A 23,733-nucleotide genomic window follows, 5' to 3' on the forward strand; every position below is an offset into this window, starting at 1 on the left:
CCTATGCCAAATAGCAATAAACCCAATAGATTAATCTCTGAAACTTCACCATACCTGCTTCAACACGCGTATAACCCTGTTCAATGGTATGCCTGGGGAGAAGAAGCATTTGAAGCAGCAAAACGTGAGAACAAGCCTGTTTTCGTATCTATTGGGTATAGTTAACTTGGTTATTCTAAAGAACATGTCATTGGTGCCATGTCATGGCTCATGAATCATTTGAAGACGAAGAGGTTGCATTTTTATTGAATAAATGGTTTATCTGTATAAAAGTCGATAGAGAAGAGCGACCGGATATTGATTCAATCTATATGAATGTTTGTCAAATGATGACTGGCTCTGGCGGATGGCCGCTTAATGTCTTCTTAACACCAGATCAGAAACCTTATTTTGCTGGGACTTATTTTTCAAAATACAGTATGTATAAAAGGCCAGGGATGATGGAAATTCTGCCTTATCTCGCAAAGGCATATCATAAAGAACGAGATAGAGTTGATGAAGTAGGAGCGCAAATTATGGATGCTCTTTCAGATCTGTCTAAACCTGAGAAGTCTGCAATACATGAGGATGCTGCTGGTAAAGCATATGGCCAATTAAAGCAGGGGTACGACAAAGTCTACGGCGGTTTTGGAACAGAACCTAAGTTTCCAAATCCAAGCCAACTATTATATTTACTAAGGTATTATAATATGACAGGAGAAAAAGAAGCTTTGGAGATGGCCACTAAAACATTGAATGCAATTTATCGAGGCGGGATATATGATCATATCGGCTTTGGTTTTGCAAGATATTCAACGGACCGGATGTGGCTTGTACCACACTTTGAAAAAATGTTATATGATCAGGCGCTTCTAATACAGTGCTATACAGAAGCATATCAAATAACGAAAGACGAAAAATACAAACAGATTGTCTATGAAACAATTAAATTTATAAAACGTGAAATGCAACATCCAGATGGCGGTTTTTATAGCGCAATTGATGCGGATAGCGAAGGAGTTGAAGGTAAATATTATACATGGGATTATGATGAAGTTATAGACATCCTTGGTCCAGAAATAGGAAAGGCATTCGCAGAGGATTATGATGTGACACTAGGAGGTAATTTCGAAGAGGTTAATATACCAAATTTAATTCATACACAGAATAGAAAATTATCAAAAGAAAAGCAAGAAGAATGCCGATTAAAATTATTAAAGGCTAGAGAAAAGCGAGTCTATCCTCATGTAGATGATAAAATATTGACTGCATGGAACACGTTGTTGATTGCCGCATTAGCAAAGGCTGGTGGAGTGTTTGAAGAAAAAACCTTTATTGAATTAGCGCAAGAAGCGGATGTTTTTTTACAAAAAAACGTAGTAAAAGAAAACGAACTATATGTTAGCTATAGAGAACAAAAAGTTTCTCAACCTGGATTTTTAGATGATTATGCAAACTATCTATGGGCCCTTAATGAATTATATCTTGCTACTGGTAAAAATGAATATCTTAAACGAGCACATCATATGGCAGATCAAACAATTGAGAATTTTCATGATGATGAACATGGAGCATTTTTCCTAACGAGTCATGCTGCAAGCCCTTTGCTTGTAAGAGAAAAAACGGCAATCGATAATGCCTATCCGGTAGGGAATAGTACGCTTGCCGTTCAAATGTTTCGACTAGGAAAGCTCTTGGAAGATGATAAATATCGAAATTTGGGAGATGAGATTCTTCAAACATTTGCCTCTGATATTAATCGTTATCCTGGAGGTACATTTTGGCTGCTTCAAGCTTTACTTGCCTACCAAGCGCCTTCAAGTGAAATCCACATCAACAATCCAACTAGAGGTATAAAGAATGCTCTTTTTTCCTTCTATCGACCGTTTGATGTTTGGCATATAAAGGATGAAGGACCATTTGAAATGCAAATATGCGAGGGTTATGCATGTCAACTGGCGATCCATAATGAAGAGGAAGCTCTCAAAAAATTAGGACATACTAACATCGCCGATTAAAAAAATCGGTGATGTTTTTTTGATAGTAATACATTCTAGTAAAAATTTATTGATTTAATATGAGTATAAAGTTATAGCAATGAGATGTCATAAAAATAGGTTTGTTTATCATTTAATTAACATATTTAGAAACAAATTTCGAAAAATAATGTCGAATTTACTGATATATCATGTATACTATATAATGTAGAAAAAGAGCGAGGGGGTGAAAAATGGTGGATAAAGACCTACAAAATGTGAGTAAATTAAAAGTAAATTTGCCTACTCATGGAGTTTCTCAAAAACCCCTTGATGATATCCACCAATTCATAGGCAAGATAAAAAAAATCCACCTATTACTCACTCAGAATACATACATAAAAGATACAGCAAAAGCATTAGGGTATATTATTGATGATGCGGTCCAAAATCCGACAGTTCTATTTGTTGGCATGAGAGGAACGGGCAAAACTACTCTCTTGAACACTTTATTAAAAAGACCTATTTTAAGTCATTTGAAAGAGGCGCATTTAGCAGTGAGTTCTATTTTTCGATATGCCGAAAAGGAAGAGGTACGTGCTCACTTTTATGATGGACAAGTAGCTTCTTTTGGCATTGAACATGTAGGGCTATTTACTTCTATTGATACCTCAGGTGCCAATATATTGCGTGAAGGGTTGGATTTTATTGAAATATTTATTCAAAATCCGCTCTTAAAGACTGTGACCATTATGGATGCTACGCTAGTACAGTTTAAAGGGAATAGAACTGCTTATATAAAAGAGAGCTTTTTACAGCGGGCAGAGGATATTTTCTGGATTGTAAACGCTAATCGTGAGATCCAGAAAGTGGAGTTAAACTTAATGAAGAAGAGCTCAAACCATATAAAGCCATTATTTATTTCTAACTTTATGAGCTCAACTGGTTCGGGTTTAGAAGACCAACAGATTGAACACTATATAAGAAAAAGGGTCTCAGTATCTGCATTACAAGCAAATCAAGCACTCGCTCATAATGACAAAGAACAGTGGCAGCAAAGCAATATTGACATGATATATAAAGAAATAGAGCAATCAGCTAGCGATCGTTCAAAACGAATACCTTTTATTATTCAACGTTTGGCTCATTGGCTCAAAAGAATTCGAGCTGAATTAGAAATTATAGAAGAAAGAGAACCCTATAACTCATCATTGAAAACATTAATAAGTTTTATAGAAGAATTTGATGAATTAAAAGATACTCAGTATGAAGAAAATCAATTTGTCGCTGAGATGATATCAGAATATGAAAAATTAAGTTCCTTATTTAAAGAGATTCATACACTTTATCAGCTCGTGCAAGCATTAAAACAACTCGATTTATTTAAGGAAGACAGTATTTTCGGAAAATTTAAGGAATTGGCAGGACATTATCTTGAAGAAGTAAGAGATTACCGAAAAATGCGATATCAGTATACTGTTCAATTTGATATGCTAGATCAAAAATACAAAAGGATAAATGGACGATCTATTTTATCTTTTTTATTCGGCAAACGGGAAGAAGACCTTTATTTTATAAATCAAGCGAAAGAACTGAACGAAACCCAACAACTACTTGAACAAAAGTACAAGTCCGTGCTACGTCAAGAAGAGCTTTTGATAGAATTGGTTCCCGAAATATTAATTCAGCTCAACCAAACGGTCCGAAATAAATTAGAAGAGATACTTAAAAGTATTTCAGCTGTAGAATATGAAAGACTTGCAGCTCATACAAAGATACAGCAAGCTATTAAGAAATTAAGTACTTTTAATGATATTGTAGAAGCAAAGCAATTGGTTATCATGTTGGCTAAAGAAGAGTTATTAAATAACTCAATATGGTTGACAATAGAAGAAAGAGATAGAGTAGTGGAGGATATAAAAGCAATTGAAAGCGTACGCTTAGACTATTCAATTTTTATACAAGAGTATGAAAACTTGAAACTAAAAGAACCAAGCCAAGTACAGTCTCTTGTTGTCGTAAAAAATCCTTATTATGCTTTGACCTTAAAAGATGGGGATATACGAATGCCTTTAGAACCGCCACCACCTTTTTTAGAATTGAATACAGATTAAAAAGGAGCTGCATTTTATGCGCTCCTTTTTACTTTTGCTGCTATAAAAAATGCTCCTGCAGCAGCAATCGCCGCAAGCAAGAAAGTAGGGAAGAATACTGGACCAGAAAATACAACATTGCTTGGCAAAGATTCGCTTGCTTGCCATGCCTCCGTTAAATTAGGCGTATACCAGGCAGTAAGAAGGATACCAGATGTAAAGTGGCAGACAAAGTATAGAACGATAAAGGCAAAAAGAAAAACTATCCATTTTCTCACAAAAACACCTCCTTTTAACGTATTACGTACTAGGAGGTGTATATGTTTCAAATGATTTTCAAATGTTTATATTTTCTTTTATTAGGCAAATGATTAATAGAACACTTTATCCGTGTTGTACTTCGCGCGAAGCTTATTAATTGCATATGTTTCGTAGATTTCTCTTTCCATTGGATCATCAATGATGAATGCTTCAATTTTGTGCACTTCATCACGGTGATCTTTTAGTGGAGATACATTATCTTCAAAGTGCTTTTTTAATCGTGGGCGCATTTTGCGTGCTTTACCTACAAATAATAGCTCGTTGGCATCGTTAAAGAATAGCAATAATCCACCTTTATCACGAGGAACCTTATGGAAGTCTATAAATCCAAAGACTGAAGGGATGATTGCTTCTCCTTCTTTTGGATTTTGTTCACGCTGGCGAATCACTACATCAGGTTTTGGCATTTCAATTTTAATCAAAATAATTCACGTCCTCTTACATTAATAGAAGTTTATACTAGCACAGTTAAGCAAGAAAAGCTACTCGTCTAGTTGTATTGTAGTATTACATCCTTTATATATCACATACTACAATCGATGCGGAGACTATAAAAAAGGAGTTATACAACTATGAATAAATATACTGAACTTAATAAGAGCTTTTTAAATGGTCAATGGGAAGAAGGAGAAGAAAACAATACTTTCGATATAGAGAACCCATACAACAATGATGTATTAACCACCGTCAAACTGGCATCAAAAAACCAGGTTGAAGAAGCCTTTGACAATGCTAAAAAAGCGCAAAAAGAGTGGGCAAAAGATTCACAAAAGCGTCGTGATGTCATGGAAAAAGCAATCCAATATTACAAAGATAATAAGGATGACATAATCGATCTTTTAGTTATTGAGTCAGGAAGCAGTGTTTTGAAGAGTAATATTGAATATAATAATACGGTCGCCGTAATGGAAGAGTCATTAAAAATGGTTGATAAATTAGGACAAGTTACTGAAACGCCTTCTATTATTGAGAATAAGGTCAATTATTCCTATCGTTTACCGCTTGGCGTCATTTCATCCATTGCTCCTTTTAACTTTCCAATGTATTTATCAATGCGTACGATTGCTCCAGCACTTGCGCTTGGTAATGCGGTCGTTCATAAAGCAGACTTGCAAGTGGGGCTTTGCTCAGGTTCATTGATTGCTAAAGCATTCGAAGCAGCGGGAATGCCAGCTGGTGTTTTCCAATCAATTTTGACGAAATCCTCTACGATTGGCGATACAATGATCGAAAACAAAAATGTAGCACTGATTAGTTTTACTGGTTCTACAGAAGTCGGCAAACGGATTGGCTCTATTGCAGGTGGCCTTTTGAAAGGTGTTGCTCTAGAACTAGGAGGAAACGGACCATTTGTAGTATTAAAGGACGCAGATATTGACCAAGCAGTAAAAGCGGCAGCATTTGGGAAGTTCCTACATTCGGGCCAGATTTGTATGATTACCAACCGCATTATTGTTCACAAAGATTTGTATGATGAGTTTGTAGAAAAATTTGTTGAAAGAGTTAAAAATATTCCTTATGGAGATCCGAGGGATCCTAAAACAATCATTGGACCGTTAATTAACGAAGGTCAAGTAAAAAAAGGTGTTGATAATATCCAAAACGCGATTGATGCAGGTACTGAAGTATTGCTAAAAGGTGAAAGAATAGGGAACGTGTTAACACCAACTATTTTCGGACATGTTAAAAATGACAGTGAACTCGCACAAACAGAATTATTTGCTCCAATTGCTCCGATTATCAAAGCTGATAGCGATGAAGAGGCTATTGAGATGGCAAATGACACACGATATGGGCTAAGCTCTTCTATATTCAGCGGTAATATAGAAAAAGCAACAGATTATGCATTATATTTGGAATTTGGTATGACTCATGTCAATGATCAACCTGTCAACGACGAACCAACAGTACCATTTGGAGGTATGCGTGACAGTGGTGTAGGTCGATTCGGTAATCCAAGTGTTGTGGAAGAATTTACGTATCAAAAATGGATTTCTGTTCAAACAAAACCGCGAGAATATCCATTTTAAAAAAGAAGTCGCTTGAATGAAACATTCAGGCGGCTTTTCTTATTGAATTAAGATAAAATGGTATTGAGTGGAGAAAAAATATGCATATAATAGAAAATATGGAGTTGATAATTAGTGGAAATTCAATTTGTACCCGGTAATCTCGAGCTTTTAAAAACACCGTATTATGCAGATTTCTTCTATGAAAATATCATCATTTATTTTAACGAGGAGAATACAACAGATGCAGTATTTGAATCAGCAGTACATGGCACTTTTCTACTCAAACTAGGCGAAGCATTAATCAATCTTGTGAAAACAAAAGAAACACAGAAGGTCGAATCTATTGGTACTACTATTTCTTATCGTATTTCACAAACGGATCATACAATTTATATAGTAAAATATAGTGGAGATGAAGAGATAGAAAAACATTTGTGCCGTTATAATTTGTTTTTTGAAGGGCTAACTCTTGCGACCAAAAACTACTTACATACGATCAAAAGGGAGAATCCAAGAATTGTTTTGATTGACCAATACCAGCTATTGGCGAGTTGCTTTATCAACTTTGATCAAATAAGACTATTAGAGCTCCAATAAATTTTTGACCTGGCTTTATAGAGATTATATAATAAGCTTCAGGAGCATAGAAGGAGTGGGTCTTTTGCAAGAGAAATGGACATTTATGGTAGACGGCACAGCATATTTCTGCAAAACGATGGAAGAGGCGATCTCAGAACTACCCATTGAAGAAATTGATGGGGAAGAGTATGTAAAGATCAAACATAAAGATCTTAAAAGATTAGTGGAATTTTATTTAAAAGAACACGCATCAGATATTCAATTTTAAACATCTTATACGCTTCTTTACCTAGTATTTTCAGCTTAAGAATGATAGAAACCCAAGAATATAGCTATTCTTGGGTTTTAGCATTTTTAGAATGGTTTTAAATTGAAGTTCTTTTTTCTTTAATGGAAATAATCCATTTTAATAAAGGTGGTGTGACAACAGTTGTAAATACAACTGCGATAATCATAGGAGTATAGTACTCTTCAGAAAATAGCCCTTTTTGAAATCCAAGTCTGGATGTTATTAATGCGACTTCCCCTCGAGAAACCATGGCAATACCAATTAAAATCGCTGATATTGTATTAAATCCAGTAATTCGTGCACCGATACCTGCGCCCACAATTTTCGTTAGAACAGCAACAACACATAGAATAACAATCAGCCCTATATGCTCACCAATTCCTTTAAAGGAAACAGAAAGTCCGATACTTGCAAAGAATACAGGAATAAATAAAACACCTACTGATGGTAAAAGCTTTTCTTCAAATTCTATACGAGATTTGTCTGCTGCTAGAGAAAGACCTGCAAAGAATGCACCGATAATATTACTAATACCCATGAAATCGGCGAAATATGAATAAGCAAAACAAAGTACAACTGCAAAAACTAGCGAAATATCTGTAGATTTAAATTTTGCCACAATTTTAGAAATGACGGGCACAACTTTCCAATTCGCAAGAATAATGACCGCAAAGAAAATTACTTGCTTCAATAACACTGTTGGGATGGATACATCTCCCCCGACAGTAATACTGATAACGATTGCCAGTAAAATCAGGCCAAGTATATCATCAGCAATGGCTGCGCCTAACACTGTAGCACTTTCTCGTGTTTTTAATTGATTGAGCTCACGGAAAGTCTGTACGGAGATACTAACCGAAGTAGCTGTCAACACAATACCTAAAAATAATGAATGTGTAGGATCCATGCCAAAGCTTTCACCGATTAAATAACCTCCTACTAGAGGTAGCACAACACCGAAAACCGCTACAGTCAATGCTGACTTTGTATTAGAGGTTAAATCTTTAATATTTGTTTCAACGCCAGCGAAGAACATTAAAAATATAACACCAAGTTCACTAAAGGTATGTAATAATTCATTATCATCGATATTGCCAATCAATCCTAAAACTGCTGGTCCGATAATAATCCCCACAATTATTTCCCCGAGCACACTTGGCTGTCCAAATCGAACAGCAATGGCTCCCGCTATTTTTGTTGCGAGTATAATAATCACTAATTGAAGTAGTAATTCCAATAATCTGCCCCCTTAACCAAAAGAAGTTTAAAGATTCGAATAATTGAATGCCTATAGACTCCTCATTACTTTTGTTTTGTCTACTAAAAACATTATGTTTCAATAATATCATAAAATGTATACCTTTGGCTAAATAAAACTATGAAAACACTCATACTGGTAAATATATTCGTATAATTGCCATAGATATAACCCCAGCTAATACAGTTACAGATAAACTTTTTGTCCATATTGCCAAAAGAAGCGTTGGAATAAAAGCAAATACAACAGACCAGTTAAGAGAAGTTATTCCATCGCCAGGTACAAGCAAATTTTCTACAACTAGCGCGCTTAAAATACATATTGGAATGAAAGAGAGCCATTTCATTACTATGGAAGGAAGCTTTACGTGTTTTACAAAAAGAAATGGAATAATTCTTGGGAGCCATGTAACAATTGCACAGCCAATAATTGTCCATATCATTATATTCATACTCATCGATCCATCACCACCCCAATGGCAGCTGCGAAGATTGTTGAAAGTATAACTGCCAAATGTAATGGCATAAAATAGGAGAATATATACATAAGAATTGCTACAATCCCGATTAAGCATAAATTTTTTGTGAGCTTTGTTTTTCCGACGCTTTGCAATTGCAATACGAGAAGCGCTACAAACATTGCAATTAAAGCAAAATCAAGCCCCCACTTTTCAGGCGCTGTAATCCATTTGCCAAGCAGTGCACCTCCAAGACATGATACAATCCAAGCTGCATAGGCAGTAATATTAAGCCCATCCAGCCATCTTCCACTCATTTCTTTTGTCTGCATTAACTTGGTGATTGCGACGCCAAAAGTTTCATCAGTCAACAATGAGCCAAATCCAATGTTGCGCAGGTAGCTGTATTTCGTAAAATAGGGCGCAACAGAAAGACTCATAAGAAAGTGTCGAAGGTTTACTATGAAAATCGTGAAAATAATCACGAGAGGTGGAGTCCCACTCAGAACAAGCGCACAAAAGATAAATTGTGCTGAACCTGCATAGACCAATATGGTCAATAAAGCAATTTCTATCATGTTTAATTGGGATGCTGAGCCCACAATGCCAAATGCCACCCCAATACTTATGTATCCTAACAGTGTAGGAATGCAGTCTCGTATACCTTGCAAGAAAGGATGTTTTACTTGCTCATATTGGACATTCTCTACCGAACTGTTCAACGAATCACTCCTTTTATTATATTCTCTTTATCATACATAACTTTATGGATGTTTTATAGCACTTTTTTCGTTCCAGCGCTTCTGAAAATTTTCAAGTTATTGAAAAAACAAAAAGGAGAGCGTTCATCGCTCTCCTTTCCATTTAGAGTGTCATATTTGCTTAATATGATCTGTTTAGTTTGTAAGCACAGTTAAACGACTACACTCCTATTTATTGTGGATGCTTTTGGAATGATTAACAAGCTCCACCGCCGCCGTAACCGTAACCCATGTAAGAAGCTCCGACAATAATTAACAAGATGAATAGAACAACTAGTAATGTAAAGCCCATATTTATGCACCTCCTTATGAAAAGGTATTAATATAATATGCATTTTGCTTTACACTCATTGGGTAAATGTGTAGAAAACAGGCTTAAATGCTTGAAGCATTTTTTATGATTATTCCTGTTGGGGCGAATTATTAGGATACAATAATACAAAACCCCATGCCTTCACATCCCACTGACTGTACTTTATCTTATGTAGTGCGAGTTAAAGTTGCTTGGGTGAATGATTAGGATTGGTTTTGAAGTCGAACGTAACGATACTTATCTTTAATGTATTGTTTAAAAATTCTTTCAGGATGATTAGTTTCAATTAAGTCTTTATGAACGAATGGTGGAACACCATAATATTCAAAGACGCCATCTTTTATGAATTGAATCCGTAAAATCATTGCGCCCTCGTCATATCCAACTGCTTCTAATTTTGAGGAATCTATCTTTATCCATCGCATTATGAATACCTCCTTAATCATTATATCTTTTATTAATAAGATAACAGAATTTTTAAATAATTTAAAGCGGTTTTTTTCTATTGAGTGTCACAGACAAAAGAAAAAATAATCAAGTTTGAAATAGATTCATGGCATTCTTGTGAATTAAAATAAAAAGATATATATCAAAGGCGAATTTTGTTACAATAAAAGTATTGTTGTCATTACTATTCTTATATATAGTTTATTTTAGTTAGTAAAGGAATGAAAATAGAATAATGGGGAGCAAACATAAATATAAACAGAGAGAAGCAGAAACGCCGCCTTCTTTCATGCAAATTTTAGCGCAGACAGTAAAAACAGGGATAATTAAGTCGAATTTAATTCCAATGGTTGCCGGTTTAACGCTCGCGCTATATACGTATAAAATTAATCCATTTGATCATTGGCTTCGAATAGTTTCAGCAATCATTGGCTCTGCTTTAGTTATTGCTGCAGCAGGGGCCTTTAACAATATCTACGATAGGGATATAGATGCTATAATGCAACGCACCCAAAAACGGCCAACAGTGACTGGAGATATTAGAATCGGTACAGTGTGGTTTATTGCTATTGGATCAACGATTGTTGGGTTGCTCGCGCTTTATTTGGCGACACCGCTTGCAGCATTGCTAGGCTTTACGGGAATTTTCTTTTATGTATTCCCTTATACTATTTGGACGAAACGCTATACAGTCTATAATACAGAAGTCGGTAGCATCTCAGGAGCTATGCCTCCGTTAATTGGTTGGGCAGCAATCCATCCAAACATTATGCATCCGGCTATTCTTGGTTTATTTGTAATCACTTTAATTTGGCAAATGCCGCACTTCTATGCAATTGCAATTCGTAAACAAGACGATTACAGTGCTGCTGGGGTTCCTATGCTTCCTGTAGCAAAAGGTATGAAACGCACATATATAACAACAAATATTTATTTAATTCTTCTCACAGCAAGCTGCTTTTTGCTTGGAACTCTAAGCAAGGGTTTAATGCTAGTAGCTTTATTACTAAGCATAGCTTGGCTTGTTATGAATATTTATGGGTATCATAAAAAAGATCCTAAAAAATGGGCAACTTTACTATTTGTTTATTCACTTCTTCATATGACGATCCTATTTTCAACGGTTATTATATACTCTATAGTTGGACTGTATTTAAAATTCCATTAAAAAACGGCAATGCCTAATTCGGCTTGCCGTTTTTTTGCTGTGTACAAGGATGTAATATTTTGAAAAACAATTGACAAAATTATTGTTTCTTTTTATAGTTTAACAGATGAATAGTTAAATTGTTGAACTAAATAGCGAGGTGAACAGATTGGCTTATGACAATATCCAAGAGCTTATTGACCAATATATCAAAACTTCTTTCCAAGTGAATCGAATGGGGGAGGCACTTGTTAAAGACCAGCTGAGTAAAGAATTGACGAATGACCAGCATTATACCCTTCGATTTATATTTCAGCATGACCGCTGTACATCAACAGATCTAGCAGAAGCTTTTCATGTCAATAAAAGTGCCATTACGGCAATTATTACGCGCTTGACGGATAAGGGACTAATTGAGAGAACTCGAGATGAGAACGATCGGAGAGTGGTATATTTATCTCTAACAGAAAAAGGCAAGGAGCTCTACCTTGAAACAGAAGAAAAAATTCATCAGCTAGTTAAGCATTTCATTACAAAGTTTGATAGGAAAGAAATTGAGAGCTTTATGCATACATATGAAAAGCTTTCCCATATTTTAATTAATATGAATAATAAAGAAGGTGTAAAAGAATGAAGGCAATCATAAAAGCAAGATGGTTTGTCATCATTGCATGGATAGCAATTGCAGCTGTATTAATGATGACAGCACCAAATATGGCCAATCTTGTAAAAGAGAAAGGTAGTATTGATGTTCCGGGCAATTATTCTTCTTCCATGGCAAAGCGTATGCTAGATGATATGCAAGACAATGATAAATCACAAGTAGCACTTGTATTTCATAATAAGAAAAAAATGTCCGCAGAGGACACAAAAGAAGTAAAACAAGCTATTCAGAAGCTAGAAAAGGATAAGAAACAACTGGGTATCACTGATATAACTACTCATTTTGATGAAAAAGCTTTAAAAGATCAACTCGTTTCAAAAGATGGGAAAACAATCATGGCTTCACTGTCCATGGAAGTTGGTGACCGGAACCCTCAAAAGGTAATGAAAGCACTCTATAAAGAACTAAATAGTGTGAAAATAGAACATTACTATACGAGCAGCTGGATGATCGATGAAGACCTTAATACAAATTCACAAGAAGGTTTAAAGAAAACAGAGGGCATCACAGTTGTATTTATTCTAGCTGTATTGCTATTAGTTTTCAGATCTATCATTACACCATTAATACCGCTGATTACAGTAGGATTTAGTTATTTAGTTTCGCAATCAATCGTTTCATTCCTTGTTGATAAATGGGATTTCCCAATTTCTCAATATACACAAATTTTCCTAGTAGCAGTCTTGTTTGGTATCGGGACGGATTACTGTATTTTGCTTTTTAGCCGTTTTAAAGAAGAACTTGCTGAAAAAGAGAGCGTTGCAGAGGCAATAGTTGCAACATATAAAACTGCAGGAAAGACGGTGTTCTTTAGTGGCCTTGCCGTAATGATAGGTTTTGCAGCAATTGGGCTATCAACATTCAAGCTGTATCAATCTGCAGCGGCTGTTGCTATTGGTGTAGCTATTCTTTTGCTTGCTCTCGCTACAGTCGTCCCATTCTTTATGGCGGTCATGGGGAAAAAGATTTTCTGGCCATCCAAAGGAAAACTTGAACACAAGGATAGTAAATTCTGGGGGATTGTCGGGCGCTTTGCATTAACACGACCGTTAATTGCTCTATTAATAGTAGGAGCTGTATCTATTCCGTTTTTAGTAGCTTATGATGGCGATCTTTCTTATAATTCACTGAATGAAGCTGGTGATGATGTACCTTCAATTAAAGCATTTGATATTATAGCAGACAGCTTTGGTCCAGGCCAATCTATGCCAACTCAAATTGTTATTAAAAATGATGAAGCAATGGATTCTGCGGAGTATTTGGGATTAGCAGAAAAAATCAGTAAAGAAGTAGCTAAAAATGATGATGTTGACTTTGTTCGATCTGTTACACGTCCAACAGGAGAAAAAATAAAAGATTTAGCAGTTGCAAACCAAGCTGAAGGTTTGAAAGAGGGCGTGGGGAAAAGCAACGAAGGCATCAAAAAAATCAGCGACGGCTTGAAATCTGCAGGTGGAGAGTTATCAAAGTCTGGTCCGCAATTGAAAAAAGCCACAGATGGTATTGATGGTCTTATCAATGGTACAGACCAATTAAAAAATGGTATGGGTCAAGTTCAAACAGGTTTAACAAGGATTGAGAAGGGCATCCGAGACGGATCAATGGGTGCAGGCGAGATTAATAAAGGGCTTGAGGATATCAAAAATAATTTGGTTGCTATGTCTGATGGGAGCAAAAAGCTTCTAACGGGCTATCAACAAAGTGCACAGAGTTTATCAAAATTGAAAGAAGGCTATCAAGCAATAGGGAACAATCTTTCTAAACTAGCACAAACTATGGGAGCATTAAACCCATCATTTACTAATTTAGAGAAGGGAAATCCAGATTTAAATCAAAATAAAGATTACCTTACAATAAAACAAACAGTGTCTACTGTACAGCAGAGTACGACAGCAATAGCCGGAAGTCTTGGAAAATTAACTGGCGGCTTGGGGCAAGTACAAACTGGTCTAAATCAAGCTAATGCTAATTTAGAACCAATGGCAAATGGTCAAAAGCAAATGGCAGAGGGGCTTGGAAAACTTATCCAAGCAGTAAGTTCACTTCAAAGTGGTTTAAACCAAGCTGCAAATGGTCAAAACCAAATTATTGGGAATATGTCTACTTTTGAAGGTGGGCTTTCTAATTTGAAAAATGGCCAACAACAATTATTAAATGGATTTTCAAATTTAGGCGGACAGATGAGTCAATTGACAGATGGTCTAAATAAAAGTGCTACTGGTTTAAATAAAGTCCATAAAGGGCTCAAAGGGGCTCAAGGTTATTTAGATGGGTTGGCCTCATCGCCGGATGATATGGCAGGCGTATATATACCAGAAGAAACGATTCACAGTAAAGAGTTTGAACCATCTCTTAATGCCTATATGTCAAAAGACCGCAAAACTATGACATTGGATGTTGTCTTTAAAGAAAATCCTTATTCAAACGAAGCGATTGCGCAAATTGATCCTATTAAAAAAGCAGTGGACAATGCTACAAAAGATACAAAGCTTGAAAATGCTAAAGTGGCAGTAGGAGGTATTACAAGCACCTATAACGATATGGGCAAAATGTCAGATGCGGACTATACGAGGACGGTCATTCTTATGCTTTCTGGTATTGCATTAATCCTTCTTTTATTACTAAGATCGATTATTATGCCGCTCTATTTGATTGCTTCATTAATCCTAACTTACTATACTTCAATGGCTATTACAGAATCTATATTCGTGAATTTGCTTGGCTATGACGGTATTAGCTGGGCAGTCCCATTCTTCGCATTTGTAATTTTAATTGCGCTCGGCATTGATTACAGTATCTTCTTAATGGACCGATTCAATGAATACAAAGATCGATCAGTAGGTGAAGCAATGCTAGAGTCCATGCGCAAAATGGGTACTGTCATCATCTCTGCGGCCGTTATTCTTGGAGGTACGTTTGCTGCTATGATGCCAGCGGGTGTTCTATCATTGCTAGAAATAGCAACGGTTATCTTAATTGGCCTAGTATTGTATGCACTAGTGATTTTACCGTTGTTTATTCCAGTGCTTGCTAAAACATTTGGAAAAGCTAACTGGTGGCCGTTTATAAAAAAATAGGACTAAATCTCTGATTCTTTCTCTAATAAAATAAGATCTGGTTGGATACAGAATTGAGCAGAATTCTGTATCCAATTTTTTTATTCAATAATAAAGGTTAAAGTCTTAAAAATAATCAACAAGAATTATATACCCTTCATATGATAGTTAGAGTAGTAGGTTTTTATTTTAGTTTTGAGGGAGGGGGAATATGTATTTACTCTTGCTTGTCGTGCTGATTATTATCATTCTGATTCTCATTTTGCTCAACAAGCAAAATAGAATGTTAGTTATCTTTCTGGCCGCTGTACTTGTTCTTTTAATTATTGAAATTATTGCGGTTATAAATGATATTATTCAGAATTTCCCTTCATAGTTAATGAGAAAATTGAGATAGAAAAAAGCAGGGAAATGACTCCCTGCTTTTTTCTTTTATAAAATTCTTCGTATGCGGAAGAATTCATTAAATAATACGGCTGATTGTGTAAATGGCAAGCCAAGATGCCATGATCCAATTCCTCTTAATCGTTTGTCAACAATCATTTGTAGTTTTTGAGCAAGTGCCCTTGCATCTTCAAACCATACCCTATGCTCAGCACCAGTTGCATCCCAATAAGTAAAGAACGGTTGCTGGTACTCTCTTGAATAGGAGATAGGTACATTATGTCGCATAGCCGTTTTGATTGCCTCAGCCACTGATACAGCTTTTGCACTGACTACTTGGCCGTTTGCAACAGTCCAATCATAGCCATATCTAGGGACGCCTAAGAGAATTTTTCTTGCCCCGATTGTTTGAATCGCATAATTTACCGTTTTTCTTACTTCTTGAATAGGAGCTACAGGACCAGGATCACTACCAAGCTCATGCCAGTCGTAAGCCATCAAGAATACAAAATCAACAGCTGCTCCAATTCCCCTATAATCATATCCTCTTCTCCAAGGCGGATCGTTTTCTTCTGTTTTAAACGGTAAAGCAACAGATAGTGAAAACCCACCTGGTTGAATGCGAGTGCGAAGTTCTCTTAAAAAAGTTGTAAAGTTATCACGCTGTGAAGCAGGGATTTGTTCAAAATCTATATTGACACCTGAATAATTTTTGTTTCGGAGTAGGTTATAAATATTTGTAATCAAACGCTGTCTAACTGTGGCATTTGATAATATAGTGACGGTCAAATTTGGATCAAATCCTGTGCTTGTTAGGTTTGTAACCACTGCTATAGGTGCAACAAAATTGTCACGGGACATATTAACGATGCCTTGATCGTTCAGCTCGCTCAAGCTGCCATCAGCTAGAACGTGGTGTTCGAAAATGCCATAATAGGTGTTCAGTGGTGCATATGTTTGTGTAATTAATTGATTACTTTCAGGAGTGGAAACGGTAATATAGCCAAAACTATAGGCGCTGTATTTTTCTCTTGGAGGTAGATACAATGTTTGCCCGACTGATAGTTCATTAGACTGAAGTCCATTATAAGCTTTTATTCGATCAGCTGAGACCATCGCCATTTGGGAAATTGTAAAAAGTGAATCTCCAGGTTGTACTACATACTGGTCTGTTGGAATCAATAAATCTTGGCCCGGAACAATTGTATCAGTCGATAATCCATTGATAGTTCTTATACTATCCATGGTTACTTGATATTTTCTGGCGATAGAAAAAATAGACTCTCCAGTTTTTACAACATAAATAAACAAATAACCCCCACCTTCTCTTTCATTCTCATATACAACATATGCGAAAAGAAAAAATTTGCGAAAGTTTTATTGTAAAAGCAAGGGTTTAGGGTACTAATAGCGAATAAATATAAAAAGAACCTAGAAGGCAGGTGAAAAAGCAACTATCCTTAAAGATGTAATTGCTGAAATAAATGATAATACTTATCTATCTTTTGAGTTCTTATTTAATAGGAAGTATCATGGCAGCATGGTTTATCGGCAAATGGTATGGTGTATCACTGGCTAATCTAAACAGCGGTAATTTAGGAGCAAGGAATGCTGGCAGAACATTGGGGAAGCTTGCGTTCCTTTATACTTTTATAGGAGATGCAGCTAAAGCTGCTGTAACAGCCATGATAGGTCATATACTATTGCTTGATGAGTTTGTAATTGCTTGTGGTGTATGTCTATGTATTTTAGGGCATCTTTTTCCAGTTTGGCTCCATTTTAAAGGTGGGAAAGGGGTAGCAGCATTGATTGGTGGTGTGGCCGTATTGAATCCAATGCTTTTAATGATATTGGCTACTTCTACTGCTATCGCTCTGCCATTTTTCAAAAACCTTACAAGGGGAATGATTTTTGGTTTTGTGGCTTGCAGTTTGGTTATTCTCACCTTCCATATACCTGTCTATACACCGTTATTGTTGAGCTTTTTGCTCATTACATATAAGCACCGCAAAAATCTTAGGGAAAGAGTGAGCTAATCATGTATTATTGCAAAATAGCACGAACAGATAAAGAATTCGATGAAATTGCACGGTTTAATTATCAAACTTTTGTAGAAGAAATCGCTCAGCATTCGCCAAATGAAGATGGAAAATTACAAGATCGCTTTCATAATGAAAATACATATATATTAGTATATCGAAATAACGATATTGTAGGTATGCTCGCTTTTCGGGATCAACGTCCATTTTCATTAGATGAGAAAATAGGGAATGTGGAAGATTATTTAGATAGCAGTGACTATGAAAAACTTTGTGAAATTCGCTTATTAGCAGTGAAAAAACAATTTAGGAACGGCCGTGTATTCAGACAGTTAGCAAAAGCTATTTATACGTACGTATATGAAAGAAATTATTCTGGAGCTATAATTTCAGGTTTTACAAAGGAAGAGAAGCTGTATAAGCACTTAGGTTTTACACCTTTTGGTTCTGAAGTCGGAACATCACAAGCGAAATTTATTCCTATGATTTTAACTCGAAAAAATTGTGCTCAAATGGCTGAAAAAATTCGTTTAAAGCAACATTATTTTTATCCTGGTCCAGTTTTACAAACAAGCACTTTGACCAATACTAGCTTGTCTCATAGGTCGGGGAATTTTAAGAATCTTTATCAAGAGTTATTGGATCGGCTTTTACAAGAAGCACAAGCGAAATTTGTTACAACAATTGTCGGTTCTGGAACATTAGCAAATGAAGCAATGCTTGGACAAATGAAAGCTGACTTCCAACAACAAAAGGGTATCATTCTTTCAAATGGAGAATTTGGAGAACGTCTCATCAGGCAAGCAAGACACTGGGATTTACAGTTTCATAGTTGTTTATATCAATGGGGTGAGACATTTCAACTAGCGGAAATTGAAGAAATGTTTAAAACAGGTGAGTATCGGTGGATAGCCCTTGTACATGGTGAGACATCTACAGGTGAATGCAATAATCTCCAAGCAATCACGAGATTAGCGGAACAATACCAAGTAAAGGTATGTGTAGATTGTATTAGCACATTTGGTGCTTTAGCTTTTTCAATGAGAGGGCTCTATATGGCATCTGCTGTCAGCGGGAAAGCACTCGGAGCATTAAGTGGCCTTTCCTTTGTATTTTTAAATCAAGTACCACAAACTAACAATGCGCCACTTTATTTAAATTTAGCACATTATTTTTACCATCCAATCCCATTTACAATTCCAGCATTCCTCGTATCTAATACAGTCGAGGCATTAAAGGAATATCCAGAACGATATAAAATATTGAAGAATCGCTTAGATAGTGTAGAGGATTCCAGTATATCTCGTTATAAAATATGTGTTTCTTCAAATTATCCGACCATTATGTCTTTTGTTTTTCCTAATTCTCTTCAAAACTTTTGTGATGATGCTAAATTAAACGGATTCTTTTTACATGGTGAAAGTGTATACTTGAAGGAGAAGCATATCTTTCAAATCTCCACCATAGGACCAGATTTTGAAGTAGCTTTTGAAAATTTTATTCAATTTTTTGATCAATATATAAATACTTCGTTAGTTCTACAAACAAGTGATTAAAAAAAGTTAAACAAATTGTAATACCACAATCAATTTTATTTTTCATTTATCAGATCCATACATGCTGCCGGGCGGTCGCCAAGAATCCCTACTCCTTTCATTCATATATTATGGTATGAAGAAAGGAGGGATTGGATTGGCTATGACACCCTTTAATGGCGAAGAATATAAGAATGTTACAGATGTACCCCCTCCGCCGCTCATTAAAGCAGTGCAGACAACAATGGGGCCGCCTCCATTTAAGCCAAATGCTACAAAAGCATTAACACAAGATGAAGTACCAGTTGAATCACCTATGGAGCAGCAACAACAAACTCAAGGCCAAAAACCGTGGCTTCCATTGTTCAAAAAATTTTAAACAGCGGAAGATACTTAGTTCTTAATATTAGTAATAGAAGCTCAAATAAGGGGTAAGGCTATGTGAGTATGGAATTCTTGCGTAGCCTTTTACTATGTAAATAAAAAGGAGAACAATCCCCAAATGAATACAGAAAAATTGAAACAGCTAATTGAAATAAAAGAATACCAAACTATCCTTAACAATATTTCACAAATAGAATTGAAAGAATGCTCACTTAATGAGTTAAAAGAGATATTAGCATTTTTCAAAGAGGAAGGTCTCGATAACAACTACATATTGCTCTTCCGACAGTTCAAGCAACTGACTGTATACGATAGAAAATATTGTGAAATTATACATCGTGATTTTCTTTTATTGTTAGAGGCATTTCTTGAGCAAAAAATAACTGAAACAAACAGCTATTGGAATGCAAAAGAATTACAGGAAGCAAATCATCTATATCAAAAAGCCATGAAAGGAGACTCTGTATCACAATTATTACTTGGTCAAATCTATAAAACTATTGGCCATGATGATTGGGCATTTGTATGGTATGAACAAGCTGCAGCTGCAGGAAATCTGGATGCGATCTATTGGCTAGGCAATTTTTATTATGATGGAGTGGTTGTAAGAGAAGACTGGGAGAAGGCATACCTTGCTTATAAAGAAGCGGCTTTAAAAGGACATGCTGATGCAATGAATAACTATGCAGATATGTATTTACGAGGAGAGTTTGTTGAAAAAGATGAACAGCGCGCATTTGAACTTTTTTCAATTGCTGCAGATAGAGGCGTTGCAGAGGCGATGTATACGCTTGGTTATATGTACGAAAATGGGGTGGGTGTCGATCTAGATAAAACCAAATCGCACCATTGGTTTACACAATCAGCGCTAGCAGGGGATGTATTTGCTGCTAATCGTCTAGGACATGAGGCATTTCAAAATGGCGATGGGGTAGAAGCGATGCGCTGGTATCAGCTTGCGGCAGATCAACAAGATGTAGATGGGGAGTTCAATCTTGGTTTTTGCTACGAAGCAGGGATTGGTACACAAGTTAATTTTAAGAAAGCAAAATATTGGTACCAAAAAGCAGCCTTACAAGGAGATCAAGAAGCAAGAGAAAAACTAAAGCTCTTATAAGAAGTTGAGTGAATGTAATATATATCCTTTTATAGAATATGATTATAAAATTTGGATTTTTGTTTACAAAATTCGATGTAATGATATATAATTTTATTAATATTTCAATATATTAGAATATTCTATAAAAAGGAGGCGTTACGATGAAGTTGGCTAGAAATATTTTAATCGCGTTAATTGTCGGCGCAGTTGTCGGTTTAGTGATGAATTTTGCAGCACCATCCATTTTCCCTAAAGTTGATCAGTATTTCTTTTCCCCACTTGGAACGATCTTCATTAATTTAATTAAAATGCTTGTTGTTCCACTTGTATTCTTTTCTATTGCACTCGGGACGGCAAATATTGGTGATCCAAAGAAACTTGGGAAAATTGGCGTAAAGGCAATTGTCTTTTTCTTAGCGACAACGGCGATTGCTATTATTATTGCAATTGTGTTGGCTTCAGTTATAAAACCAGGAACTGTCGGAACTTTTGCAACAGATGGGCTTCAATACGAAACAAATGAAGCTCCTGCAGTAACTGATACATTATTAAACATTATTCCTTCAAATCCTGTTCTAGCATTTGTGGAAGCCAATATGCTTCAAATCATATTCTTCTCTGTTTTTATCGGTATTGCCCTGGCGTTCTTAGGCGACCGGGTAAAGACTGCATGGAAGGTTATCGATGAAGGTAATGAAATCATGATGTACTTAGTGACTTTAGTGATGAAATTTGCTCCGTTCGGTACTTTTGGCCTGATTGCGTCGGCCATTGGTAAACAAGGATTTGATGCAATTAAAGCAATGGGCCTTTATATGATTGTTGTTATTTTAGGGTTGATTGTGCACTTTATTTTCGTCTATGGTGGAGCGGTAAAATTTATGGCGAAGAGGAATCCGATTCAATTTGTCAAAGATTTTTTCCCAGCAATGACTGTCGCATTTAGTACATCAAGTAGTGGAGCCACTTTGCCGCTTGCAATGGATATTGCACAGAAGAAATTAGGTGTACCTAAATCGATTTCAAGTTTTGTTCAGCCACTTGGAGCAACTGTCAATATGGACGGAACTGCTATTATGCAAGGAGTAGCAACTGTCTTTATCGCACAAGTATTCGGGGTGGAATTAACAATTATGCAATTAGCTACTGTTGTTATCATTGCAGTTTTGGCAAGTATTGGTACAGCTGCTGTTCCTGGAGCAGGCTTAATTATGTTGGCAATGGTGTTAAATGCAGTTTCATTGCCGGTAGAGGGGATTGCTCTCATTATTGGTATTGACCGAATTCTAGATATGGCCCGTACAGCTGTAAACGTCACAGGAGATGCCGTGTGCGCAATGTACGTTGCTAATACAGAAAGTAATTTAGTAGAAGAGAGTGCTGTAAATGAAACTCAATTGCAGCAAGCTCAATAAAAATGGTAGTTTTTAAGATTAGCCATTCTCAAAATCAATTTTAAAAGTGAAGAATTCCTTCTAAGATTGGTAATCGCATCGACAGCGGAGTACTAAATTAAGTTCTCTATTATGATTGGATTTAATTATAATAAAATAAAAAGAAAAACCGAGCATATGTGAATTTTTATCACATGAAGCTCGGTTTTTTATTTTGGTTTTTCTTCTTTAAATTATTTAGTCGCTTCTAAATCTTTAATTCCTTGATAGATGCATTCATATAATTCTTCAATATTTTCTTCCTCAATGCATGAGAATGCAACGCGCAAATCTGTTTCGCTAAGTGCGATTGTGCCTACACCATAGCGGTCTAACAAATGTAAGCGGAGTGTATCCGCATCAACAGATTTTAAATTCAAGCACATGAAATAGCCAGAATTGAATGGATAGTAATCCCATACAGCGTTAAATTTGCTATTATTTAAGACTTCCTTCACACGGTTGGCGCGGGCTTTCATGATATCAAATTTCTCTTGTTTTTGCGCTTCAAATTCTGGACTTTGTAATGCATGAAGCAAGAATGTTTGAGAAGGGTGCGAACCGCTTGAAATTGTTGCACGGATGATCCCCATTGTTTTATCTTCTAAAGCAGCTAGGATTGCTTCGCTTTTATTTCCGTAAGTGATAAAACCAACTCGGAATCCCCAAATGTATTCTTCTTTTGTAGCGCCATCTACTTTAATTGCTAGGACGCGTTCATGCAAATTGCTCAATGCACCAAATAAAGACTCATGTAAAGAATCCTCAAAGAAAAGGGAGAAGTATGCGTCATCTGTAACAACTACAACATTGATACCAGCATCTGCTGCTTTATGGATAGCATCCACAATCGCATCGCCTTCATCTTTTAGAGGTGTATAGCCTGTTGGATTGTTTGGGAAATTCAATAAGACAATGGCTTTGCCTTTCTCTTTTTGCGCCATAATCGCATCGTACAATCCATCTGCATTAAATTTATTTTCGTTATTATATAAAGGGTAAGTGACAGTATTTGTATGGCGTCGAATACCAAACACCATATCATAGTTTTCCCAGTTTTTATCAGGGATAATAAGCGCATCGCCTTGATCTGCAAATAAATCAGCAACAGTGCTCAAACCATGTGTCAATGCATTCGTCACAATTGGATTGCCAAAGGATTTACCTTCTAATGAAGGATTTTCCACTAGCATTTTTTTACGCCATTCTGCACGAAGTTGAGGTTTGCCAGCAGGTGGGGCATAAGGATAAAGGTCAGAAGGCTTATAAGCGGATAAAGTTTCTTGAATTACGTTTAAATGCATCGGCTGTCCATTCTCAAGAGCAGTTCCGATAGTCGCATTAAATTTATGAGCCTTTTTCCCAGCTTCGGCTGATTGGCTTAGGATTCCTTCTTTTGGATAGTATAATGCTTTTCCTAGATCCGATAGCATCTCAAATACAAATGGATTTTCTGATTGAATTTTTTCATTTAATTCTTTTGCTAAACTATGCAAAATTGATCGCC

The 23,733-nt window shown here is 36.1% G+C and carries 24 protein-coding genes; 15 read left to right on the top strand and 9 right to left on the bottom strand.

Annotated elements, in window-relative coordinates; all coding sequences use genetic code 11:
* Positions 1-3 precede the first annotated feature (3 nt).
* From M2M59_RS16470 to M2M59_RS07425, 3 genes are all read left to right on the top strand, one after another.
* Positions 4-165, top strand: coding sequence for a DUF255 domain-containing protein (locus tag M2M59_RS16470; protein WP_256467910.1), 162 nt, complete (start codon positions 4-6; stop codon positions 163-165).
* Positions 166-203: 38 nt separating this feature from the next.
* Positions 204-1,997, top strand: a complete 1,794-nt coding sequence (locus tag M2M59_RS07420) for a thioredoxin domain-containing protein (RefSeq protein ID WP_256467911.1) — start codon at positions 204-206, stop codon at positions 1,995-1,997.
* 212 nt (positions 1,998-2,209) lie between these two features.
* Complete coding sequence (locus tag M2M59_RS07425) at positions 2,210-4,069, top strand: P-loop NTPase family protein (protein ID WP_249775895.1); 1,860 nt, start codon at positions 2,210-2,212, stop codon at positions 4,067-4,069.
* Between the two features lie 14 nt (positions 4,070-4,083).
* Here the strand turns inward: M2M59_RS07425 and M2M59_RS07430 are convergent, their stop codons facing one another.
* Entirely contained in the window at positions 4,084-4,326 is a 243-nt protein-coding gene (locus M2M59_RS07430) for a hypothetical protein (protein ID WP_249775896.1), read from the bottom strand.
* A 93-nt stretch (positions 4,327-4,419) separates the two neighbouring features.
* Positions 4,420-4,791, bottom strand: coding sequence for a nucleotide excision repair endonuclease (locus tag M2M59_RS07435; RefSeq protein ID WP_066786822.1), 372 nt, complete (start codon positions 4,789-4,791; stop codon positions 4,420-4,422).
* Between the two features lie 150 nt (positions 4,792-4,941).
* On the opposite strand from M2M59_RS07435, the gene M2M59_RS07440 reads away from it, so the two are divergent.
* The 3 genes from M2M59_RS07440 (at position 4,942) to M2M59_RS07450 (ending at position 7,228) form a co-directional block, all read left to right on the top strand.
* The gene (locus tag M2M59_RS07440; protein ID WP_249775897.1) at positions 4,942-6,399 is read left to right on the top strand and encodes an aldehyde dehydrogenase family protein; all 1,458 of its coding nucleotides are present in this window, start codon (positions 4,942-4,944) and stop codon (positions 6,397-6,399) included.
* Positions 6,400-6,513: 114 nt separating this feature from the next.
* Positions 6,514-6,978 (top strand): hypothetical protein, encoded by a 465-nt coding sequence (locus M2M59_RS07445; protein WP_147193558.1) that lies wholly within the window; start codon positions 6,514-6,516, stop codon positions 6,976-6,978.
* 64 nt (positions 6,979-7,042) lie between these two features.
* Positions 7,043-7,228, top strand: a complete 186-nt coding sequence (locus tag M2M59_RS07450) for a hypothetical protein (RefSeq protein ID WP_066786829.1) — start codon at positions 7,043-7,045, stop codon at positions 7,226-7,228.
* A gap of 97 nt (positions 7,229-7,325) precedes the next feature.
* Here M2M59_RS07450 and M2M59_RS07455 read toward each other — a convergent pair whose 3' ends face one another.
* The 5 genes from M2M59_RS07455 to M2M59_RS07475 all read right to left on the bottom strand — a co-directional run bounded on the left by M2M59_RS07455 (position 7,326) and on the right by M2M59_RS07475 (position 10,463).
* Entirely contained in the window at positions 7,326-8,486 is a 1,161-nt protein-coding gene (locus M2M59_RS07455) for a cation:proton antiporter (protein WP_147193557.1), read from the bottom strand.
* Positions 8,487-8,637: 151 nt separating this feature from the next.
* Positions 8,638-8,964, bottom strand: coding sequence for an AzlD domain-containing protein (locus tag M2M59_RS07460; protein WP_147193556.1), 327 nt, complete (start codon positions 8,962-8,964; stop codon positions 8,638-8,640).
* Positions 8,961-9,686, bottom strand: coding sequence for an AzlC family ABC transporter permease (locus tag M2M59_RS07465; protein WP_147193555.1), 726 nt, complete (start codon positions 9,684-9,686; stop codon positions 8,961-8,963). The genes M2M59_RS07460 and M2M59_RS07465 overlap by 4 nt, the downstream gene beginning before the upstream one ends.
* A gap of 235 nt (positions 9,687-9,921) precedes the next feature.
* On the bottom strand, positions 9,922-10,017 hold the full coding sequence (locus M2M59_RS07470) for a YjcZ family sporulation protein (RefSeq protein ID WP_084246876.1): 96 nt from the start codon (positions 10,015-10,017) through the stop codon (positions 9,922-9,924).
* 224 nt (positions 10,018-10,241) lie between these two features.
* Entirely contained in the window at positions 10,242-10,463 is a 222-nt protein-coding gene (locus M2M59_RS07475) for a KTSC domain-containing protein (RefSeq protein ID WP_147193554.1), read from the bottom strand.
* A gap of 257 nt (positions 10,464-10,720) precedes the next feature.
* Between M2M59_RS07475 and cyoE the strand changes: the two genes are divergently transcribed.
* The 4 genes from cyoE to M2M59_RS07495 all read left to right on the top strand — a co-directional run bounded on the left by cyoE (position 10,721) and on the right by M2M59_RS07495 (position 15,728).
* Positions 10,721-11,653: a heme o synthase gene (gene cyoE, locus M2M59_RS07480; RefSeq protein WP_147193553.1), complete on the top strand. Its 933-nt coding sequence runs from the start codon at positions 10,721-10,723 to the stop codon at positions 11,651-11,653.
* 148 nt (positions 11,654-11,801) lie between these two features.
* Positions 11,802-12,266: a MarR family winged helix-turn-helix transcriptional regulator gene (locus M2M59_RS07485; RefSeq protein ID WP_147193552.1), complete on the top strand. Its 465-nt coding sequence runs from the start codon at positions 11,802-11,804 to the stop codon at positions 12,264-12,266.
* Positions 12,263-15,373, top strand: a complete 3,111-nt coding sequence (locus M2M59_RS07490; protein WP_147193551.1) for an MMPL family transporter — start codon at positions 12,263-12,265, stop codon at positions 15,371-15,373. Before M2M59_RS07485 ends, M2M59_RS07490 begins: the two co-directional genes overlap by 4 nt.
* 190 nt (positions 15,374-15,563) lie before the next feature.
* Positions 15,564-15,728, top strand: coding sequence for a hypothetical protein (locus M2M59_RS07495; RefSeq protein ID WP_249775898.1), 165 nt, complete (start codon positions 15,564-15,566; stop codon positions 15,726-15,728).
* A 56-nt stretch (positions 15,729-15,784) separates the two neighbouring features.
* Here M2M59_RS07495 and M2M59_RS07500 read toward each other — a convergent pair whose 3' ends face one another.
* Positions 15,785-17,047: a glycosyl hydrolase family 18 protein gene (locus M2M59_RS07500; RefSeq protein WP_147193550.1), complete on the bottom strand. Its 1,263-nt coding sequence runs from the start codon at positions 17,045-17,047 to the stop codon at positions 15,785-15,787.
* Positions 17,048-17,220: 173 nt separating this feature from the next.
* On the opposite strand from M2M59_RS07500, the gene M2M59_RS07505 reads away from it, so the two are divergent.
* From M2M59_RS07505 to M2M59_RS07525, 5 genes are all read left to right on the top strand, one after another.
* Entirely contained in the window at positions 17,221-17,772 is a 552-nt protein-coding gene (locus tag M2M59_RS07505) for a glycerol-3-phosphate acyltransferase (protein WP_147193549.1), read from the top strand.
* 2 nt (positions 17,773-17,774) lie between these two features.
* Positions 17,775-19,331: an aminotransferase class V-fold PLP-dependent enzyme gene (locus M2M59_RS07510; protein WP_147193548.1), complete on the top strand. Its 1,557-nt coding sequence runs from the start codon at positions 17,775-17,777 to the stop codon at positions 19,329-19,331.
* A gap of 136 nt (positions 19,332-19,467) precedes the next feature.
* On the top strand, positions 19,468-19,689 hold the full coding sequence (locus M2M59_RS07515; protein WP_147193547.1) for a hypothetical protein: 222 nt from the start codon (positions 19,468-19,470) through the stop codon (positions 19,687-19,689).
* 123 nt (positions 19,690-19,812) lie between these two features.
* The gene (locus tag M2M59_RS07520) at positions 19,813-20,811 is read left to right on the top strand and encodes a tetratricopeptide repeat protein (protein ID WP_147193546.1); all 999 of its coding nucleotides are present in this window, start codon (positions 19,813-19,815) and stop codon (positions 20,809-20,811) included.
* A gap of 143 nt (positions 20,812-20,954) precedes the next feature.
* Positions 20,955-22,208, top strand: coding sequence for a dicarboxylate/amino acid:cation symporter (locus M2M59_RS07525; RefSeq protein WP_249775899.1), 1,254 nt, complete (start codon positions 20,955-20,957; stop codon positions 22,206-22,208).
* A gap of 212 nt (positions 22,209-22,420) precedes the next feature.
* Here M2M59_RS07525 and M2M59_RS07530 read toward each other — a convergent pair whose 3' ends face one another.
* Positions 22,421-23,722 carry an aminotransferase class I/II-fold pyridoxal phosphate-dependent enzyme gene (locus M2M59_RS07530; protein WP_147193544.1) on the bottom strand — a complete coding sequence of 434 codons (1,302 nt, stop codon included), beginning with the start codon at positions 23,720-23,722 and terminating at the stop codon, positions 22,421-22,423.
* Positions 23,723-23,733: the final 11 nt, after the last annotated feature.

Origin of the sequence: Rummeliibacillus sp. G93, from assembly GCF_023515935.1 — a bacterium.
GTDB lineage: Bacteria > Bacillota > Bacilli > Bacillales_A > Planococcaceae > Rummeliibacillus > Rummeliibacillus stabekisii.

Coding starts and splice junctions, on each gene's coding strand:
- M2M59_RS16470 (WP_256467910.1), top strand. CDS start 4: ATGCCAAATAGCAATAAACCCAATAGATTAATCTCTGAAACTTCACCA.
- M2M59_RS07420 (WP_256467911.1), top strand. CDS start 204: ATGGCTCATGAATCATTTGAAGACGAAGAGGTTGCATTTTTATTGAAT.
- M2M59_RS07425 (WP_249775895.1), top strand. CDS start 2,210: ATGGTGGATAAAGACCTACAAAATGTGAGTAAATTAAAAGTAAATTTG.
- M2M59_RS07440 (WP_249775897.1), top strand. CDS start 4,942: ATGAATAAATATACTGAACTTAATAAGAGCTTTTTAAATGGTCAATGG.
- M2M59_RS07460 (WP_147193556.1), bottom strand. CDS start 8,964: ATGAGTATGAATATAATGATATGGACAATTATTGGCTGTGCAATTGTT.
- M2M59_RS07470 (WP_084246876.1), bottom strand. CDS start 10,017: ATGGGCTTTACATTACTAGTTGTTCTATTCATCTTGTTAATTATTGTC.
- M2M59_RS07475 (WP_147193554.1), bottom strand. CDS start 10,463: ATGCGATGGATAAAGATAGATTCCTCAAAATTAGAAGCAGTTGGATAT.
- cyoE (WP_147193553.1), top strand. CDS start 10,721: ATGGGGAGCAAACATAAATATAAACAGAGAGAAGCAGAAACGCCGCCT.
- M2M59_RS07490 (WP_147193551.1), top strand. CDS start 12,263: ATGAAGGCAATCATAAAAGCAAGATGGTTTGTCATCATTGCATGGATA.
- M2M59_RS07495 (WP_249775898.1), top strand. CDS start 15,564: ATGTATTTACTCTTGCTTGTCGTGCTGATTATTATCATTCTGATTCTC.
- M2M59_RS07505 (WP_147193549.1), top strand. CDS start 17,221: ATGATAATACTTATCTATCTTTTGAGTTCTTATTTAATAGGAAGTATC.
- M2M59_RS07510 (WP_147193548.1), top strand. CDS start 17,775: ATGTATTATTGCAAAATAGCACGAACAGATAAAGAATTCGATGAAATT.
- M2M59_RS07520 (WP_147193546.1), top strand. CDS start 19,813: ATGAATACAGAAAAATTGAAACAGCTAATTGAAATAAAAGAATACCAA.
- M2M59_RS07525 (WP_249775899.1), top strand. CDS start 20,955: ATGAAGTTGGCTAGAAATATTTTAATCGCGTTAATTGTCGGCGCAGTT.